6 protein-coding genes are annotated in these 5,182 nt (G+C 42.1%); 4 read left to right on the top strand and 2 right to left on the bottom strand.

What is annotated here, in order from left to right; genetic code table 11:
- Positions 1-664: chorismate-binding protein (locus LD39_RS09835; RefSeq protein WP_035545693.1), on the bottom strand; the 664-nt coding region annotated here is incomplete at its 3' end.
- Complete coding sequence (locus LD39_RS09830; protein WP_035545690.1) at positions 661-1,266, bottom strand: aminodeoxychorismate/anthranilate synthase component II; 606 nt, start codon at positions 1,264-1,266, stop codon at positions 661-663. The genes LD39_RS09830 and LD39_RS09835, both read right to left, overlap by 4 nt.
- Positions 1,267-1,456: 190 nt before the next feature.
- Between LD39_RS09830 and LD39_RS09825 the strand changes: the two genes are divergently transcribed.
- Genes LD39_RS09825 through LD39_RS09810 form a run of 4 tightly spaced genes read left to right on the top strand, consistent with a single transcriptional unit; the run spans position 1,457 to position 4,675 of the window.
- Positions 1,457-2,809 carry a HAMP domain-containing sensor histidine kinase gene (locus tag LD39_RS09825; protein WP_035545686.1) on the top strand — a complete coding sequence of 451 codons (1,353 nt, stop codon included), beginning with the start codon at positions 1,457-1,459 and terminating at the stop codon, positions 2,807-2,809.
- Positions 2,790-3,410 (top strand): PleD family two-component system response regulator, encoded by a 621-nt coding sequence (locus LD39_RS09820; RefSeq protein WP_035545684.1) that lies wholly within the window; start codon positions 2,790-2,792, stop codon positions 3,408-3,410. The genes LD39_RS09825 and LD39_RS09820 overlap by 20 nt, the downstream gene beginning before the upstream one ends.
- Before the next feature lie 11 nt (positions 3,411-3,421).
- Positions 3,422-3,895, top strand: a complete 474-nt coding sequence (locus LD39_RS09815; RefSeq protein WP_035545682.1) for an 8-oxo-dGTP diphosphatase — start codon at positions 3,422-3,424, stop codon at positions 3,893-3,895.
- A 57-nt stretch (positions 3,896-3,952) separates the two neighbouring features.
- Positions 3,953-4,675: a Bax inhibitor-1/YccA family protein gene (locus tag LD39_RS09810; RefSeq protein WP_035545679.1), complete on the top strand. Its 723-nt coding sequence runs from the start codon at positions 3,953-3,955 to the stop codon at positions 4,673-4,675.
- The last annotated feature ends 507 nt before the right edge of the window (positions 4,676-5,182 follow it).

The following is a 5,182-nucleotide window of genomic DNA, read 5'->3' as shown; positions in this document are numbered from 1 at the left end:
AGCGTTCTTTTTCTGATGAATACAGGTGCTGCTTTTGCGCTTCATCCTCTGCTGTCCATCTTCCACGTTTAGCTGTACCTTTCATCGGCTTCGTAGTAATCGTGTTGCCGTCAATTCGGAAAAACAGTTCAGGTGAGGCGGATAAAATTCGATAGTTTCCCATGTTCAAATACGCACTGTAAGAAGATTTTTGATTATCGGCTAACTGTCTGTAAAACGCAAAATCCTCCCCGCTGAAGGTCGAGGTAAGCCTTGTTGTGTAATTGACTTGGTAAGTATTCCCTTGTTCAATCGCTTGTTTAATTTTACGGATACCTTCATCATAGTGGAGAAAATCACCATCAGCTTTCCAATCGGACACTTCATAAGATCCGAATTTTCCAGGCTCTTCGTAAGGCTTAGGACCTTCAAAGACACCGAACCAAATGAGCGGCCATTCTACTTCCGAAGATACACGGAGGGCTGAATCAAAAGCTGGAGCTGCTTCATATGATACATACCCGGCCACGTAATACCCTTCTCCAAGGGCTTTTTCGGCAAGATGAAAAGCTGTATTAACCTCTTCGATCTTCTTCGCAGTAATGACCTGCTTCGGTTCAGTAAAAACTTTCTGGTTTTGCGCCCCATCCTGATCACTGAATTCAAACAAAAGGTATGGGTTCATACAAGCATCCCGCCTTTTTCTCTGTTACGAAATGCCACAGCTTTCCGATAAGCATTTTCTAGAATTTCAAATCCATTCTCAGTCAGGATAGACTCTGGATGAAACTGTATCCCCTCCACCGCGTAGTCTTTATGACGAATCGCCATAACTACTCCGTCGTCGGTGTAAGCACTAACCTCAAGGGATGCAGGAATATTTTCGGAAGGGGTGATAAGAGAATGATAACGAGTTACATTCATAGGACTCAGAATTCCTTCAAATACGGTCCCTCCATCATGGGTTATGGAGCTTACTTTTCCGTGCATCGGCTTTTGTCCTTTTGCAACCGTTCCTCCAAAGAAATCGACGATCAATTGGTGACCCAGGCAAATCCCTAGGATAGGAAATCTATGGTGAAAGGTCTTTAACACCTCTTTACTTACCCCCGTCTCGTCAGGGTGGCCAGGACCAGGTGATAACACGAGGAGATCGGGATCTTCTTTCTCTATTTCTTCTACTGTCACTTCATCATTTCTATAGACAGCTACATTTCTATCCAGCTGCTTAAAATATTGAACTAAATTATATGTGAATGAATCATAATTATCGATGATTAAAATCATACGCAGCACCCTCGATCAAAAATTTGTCCTCTTTTTCTATTATACAATCTAGAACCACCATTTCCATCCCATTTGCTGCCTGCGCTTCCATTAGACTTATTAGCACTTTCAAGTAAAAAAGAATCGAAAAATAAGTACAGCTGTATTAGAATAAAAAGAAAGATTGATCGTCGTTAGGGTGATAGTTTTAATGAATCAAAACATTATTCGATCGAAAGGCTTCTGGATAAAGATTTCTTTAATCGTCATGGGTGCTACAATGCCTCTTTGGCTTACTGTTGAATTCTCAGGTCTTGGTTCCTTATTGGAAAAGCTGAGGAAAGATCCTGACGGCAGTACGCTGATGCTAGCTGCATTCGCTCTTGTACTGCTAAACACGATTAGAGCCTTCCCTCATTACATAGGCGCCTTGCTTCTAGGGGATGAACTGAGTTCAAGAACAGGAAAGGACTGGGTCAAATTCGCCGTACCATTAACCGTTATTCCTCTGGTTTATCTCATTATTAACGGTTATAGTGTATTAAACTACCATTTTGGCGGACCGGCTTTGCTTTTATTATTATCAATAGCTATCTTACATTTATTAGGAAAAGGCCAGTTACGTCCTATATTTAAAGCTTTTATTCTTACTCAGCTTCTATTCGGCTTCCAATGGCTTGACACCATGGCATTCCTTACCGCTTTCGGTTTTGGAGGTGGCCCCATCTCTACCGAAGTCAAAACGATTGCCGAACAGCTCGGCTTCAATGGAGCGTTATCTTTCTACAGCCTTGTTTTATGCGCGGTATCGATCATTAACGCCCTAGTGCTTACTATTTATTTAACCGTCGCCGAGCAAAAGCGTCAGATGAGACAAGATTTAGATATCGCCCGACTGGATATGGTAGAATCCCGTTCCGGTCGTGAAGCACTTCACCTTGTTCATGACTTGAAAACTCCTTTATCTTTAATGGAAGGATTGAACTCCCTGATTCAAATGAAGACAGAAGATCCAGAGATTCTGAGGTATACAAACAAAATCTCTTCATCCATTCAGTCCACCAGCGATATGGTATCGGAGATTCTATATCATGAAAAGAAAAATTGGTGTACTTTAAAGACGTTTATAGAATACGTCAGGGCAAATAAACTGTCGGAATCGGATACCATTTACCAATTTGACCTCCAAGCCGATGACTCGATTGAAATTCACATCAACAAGATTCGTATGACACGTGCGCTTGTAAACTTGATCGATAATGCAAGCGATGCCGTGGAAGGACAGTCGAACGCTAAAGTGACTATTTGTACACAATTGAATCATCCTGGAATTTTGATTGGTGTAAAGGATAACGGTCATGGGATTAGTGAGGAAAATATCGAAAAGATATGGAATACGGGGTACAGTACCAAGTCCCACCCTGGAGTAGGATTGACGTTTGTTAAAAATGTGGTGAAAGAACACGGAGCTGAGTTAACAATCGAGAGCAAAAAAGGACTCGGCACGACGTTCTGGATTCATATCCCGAAGGAGAGAGTACGTGATGAAAATATTGATCATTGATAATGACGAATCACTTCGATATATGCTGACCGAATTTTGTAAGCATGCCCAGTGGGATTCAGATACGGCCGAAAATGGCCGTGAAGGCATTGATAAGTTCATGTCAGGTGACTATGATGTGATTCTTGTAGATTACCATATGCCTGAGATGGACGGTCTACAAACCGTCCGGGAGATACGGAAGCAAAACGAGTATATCCCTATTCTTGTATTAACAGTAGACGAGAGACAGGAAATTGCTGACCGGTTCCTCGAGGAAGGAGCAACCGATTTTGCTTTGAAACCTGTAAAAGCTCCTGATTTGATTTCAAGAATTAAGCTTCATGCACAAATCGCAAATATGAAGAATGTCCAGGAAGAAGAAGAGGATGTATTCACCGCTAAGGGAATTAGTAAAGGGACTCTTCAATCTATTGCTAACTTTTTGAAGGAAAATCGCGAGCCATTTTCTGTGGACGTCATTTCTAAAAGAATCGGTCTTGCCTACCCGACGGTCTATCGTTATTTGATGCACTTGCTTGAAGAAGGAAAAGTAAAGCAAGTAGTCAGTCATCAAAAAATTGGCCGCCCTAAAAAGCTTTACAAATGGTACACTCACTAGGAGGATAGAACATGAGCAAAATAAATTTTAAAGCATGGACGGTTTGTATGATCCAAGACAAAAATTCCATTTTGCTCATTGACCGTAAAAAGGACCACTTTGATGGTTTTATCCCTCCAGGAGGGAAAGTCGATTTTCCTGAGGCCATTGTTGATGGGGCAATTAGAGAAGTCAAAGAAGAGACAGGGCTGGAGGTATGGAATCTCCGCTTCAAAGGAATTAATGAGTACGTCAACCCTCAAACAATGGATCATTATATGATTTTCAACTACATAACGAGTGACTATTCTGGAGAACTGTTGAATAATCCACCTGAGGGATCCCTTCATTGGGTCGACATAAATGAAGTGGATCCAGTTCTAATGCAGTCATCTTTCCGCAAACGGCTTCCTTACTTTTTCAAAGAAGGAACATTCGAAATTCATGTGGAGTGGGATGAAGAAAAAGATCGGGCCAAAAGCTTTGATATCCATCACCTTGTGTGAGCCCACGGTCATAACGAACGATTGAATCCAATAAATTATGAACAAGGGAGTGATGAAATGAGAACAGGGAATCCGGTACTAAAAAAAGACACTTTTCAATCCCGCAGTTCAGGAGCTACCATGACTCTAGGAGGAACAGTTGCGAAAATAAGCTTGTTATTCCTCTTTTTACTAGGAACAGCTTCTTATACATGGTACCAGCATTCCATAGGCGCTAACGTAACGATGATGATGATTATAGGAGCTGTCGGAGGCTTAATCTTTGCCCTTATCACCGCATTCATACCGAAAGCTGCCCCTATTACAGCTCCGATCTATGCTGCGCTGGAGGGCTTTTTCATCGGCGGTATTTCAGCTTTTTTTGAAACAAGCTACCCAGGGATCGTCATTCAAGCAGCTTCGTTAACATTAGCCGTTATGGGGGTTCTATTGGCTCTTTATGCCACTCGTATTATTAAAGTGACGAGAAACTTTCGATTGATGGTCGTTTCAGCTACTCTGGGCATCTTAGTCGTCTATTTAATTAACTTCGTATTGAACATGTTTTTTAGTATGCAGGTGCCTTATTTGCACTCAAGTGGACCGATTGGGATAGGCATCAGCTTATTCATTGTGGCTATTGCAGCCCTGAATCTTGTGCTTGATTTCGACTTCATTGAAGAAGGAGCTAAGCGCGGAGCACCTAAACATATGGAATGGTATGGAGCTTTCGGGTTGATTGTCACTCTTGTCTGGCTCTACATCGAAATTCTTCGTCTCTTACAAAAAATCAGAAGATAAAGGAGCGCATCTCAGCGCTTCTTTTTTATTTGTCCCATATAAATCGTATCGTTTGTCGTTCCGCTATAAAATTAGCAACTTCTATGACCAGAGAGATCTTTATCTTATTTCAGTAAAGCTCCCTATTCCTTAAGACTCAGCTTCGAGACATTCGTGTGAGTTTGGGGCTGCGGGAAAAAGTTCGCTTTCCGTGGGGCGGGCGCTGAACCTCCTCGAGCTTACTTCGCTCTGTGGGGTCTCACCTGTCCCGCAAATCCCACAGGAGTCTCACCGTTTCCCTCCGCCCCTTTACCTTATAAGTGTCTCGAAACCACTACTGGAATAAACACCTTTGGCGCATAAGGAAAATGGAGGAATATAAATTTCCAAGGCAGGCATTCCGATAGTGAGAACATGATTTAGAGCACTTTATGCTTATAGCACTGTGATAGTAGAAGACAATCCTTCTGGGTAAAGGGGTTCGTTTCTCACATACATCGAATGGGTTGGTTGGGAAGCTGTGAGACT

The organism is Halobacillus sp. BBL2006 (genome assembly GCF_000786645.1).
Classification (GTDB): domain Bacteria; phylum Bacillota; class Bacilli; order Bacillales; family Halobacillaceae; genus Halobacillus.
The sequence above is the reverse complement of the archived record's forward strand: the minus strand, read 5'-3'. Positions and strand labels throughout refer to the sequence as shown.

What these genes read in the sequence shown, in the direction of transcription:
- LD39_RS09830 (WP_035545690.1), bottom strand. Translation starts at nt 1,266, where the DNA reads ATGATTTTAATCATCGATAATTATGATTCATTCACATATAATTTAGTT.
- LD39_RS09825 (WP_035545686.1), top strand. Translation starts at nt 1,457, where the DNA reads ATGAATCAAAACATTATTCGATCGAAAGGCTTCTGGATAAAGATTTCT.
- LD39_RS09820 (WP_035545684.1), top strand. Translation starts at nt 2,790, where the DNA reads ATGAAAATATTGATCATTGATAATGACGAATCACTTCGATATATGCTG.
- LD39_RS09815 (WP_035545682.1), top strand. Translation starts at nt 3,422, where the DNA reads ATGAGCAAAATAAATTTTAAAGCATGGACGGTTTGTATGATCCAAGAC.
- LD39_RS09810 (WP_035545679.1), top strand. Translation starts at nt 3,953, where the DNA reads ATGAGAACAGGGAATCCGGTACTAAAAAAAGACACTTTTCAATCCCGC.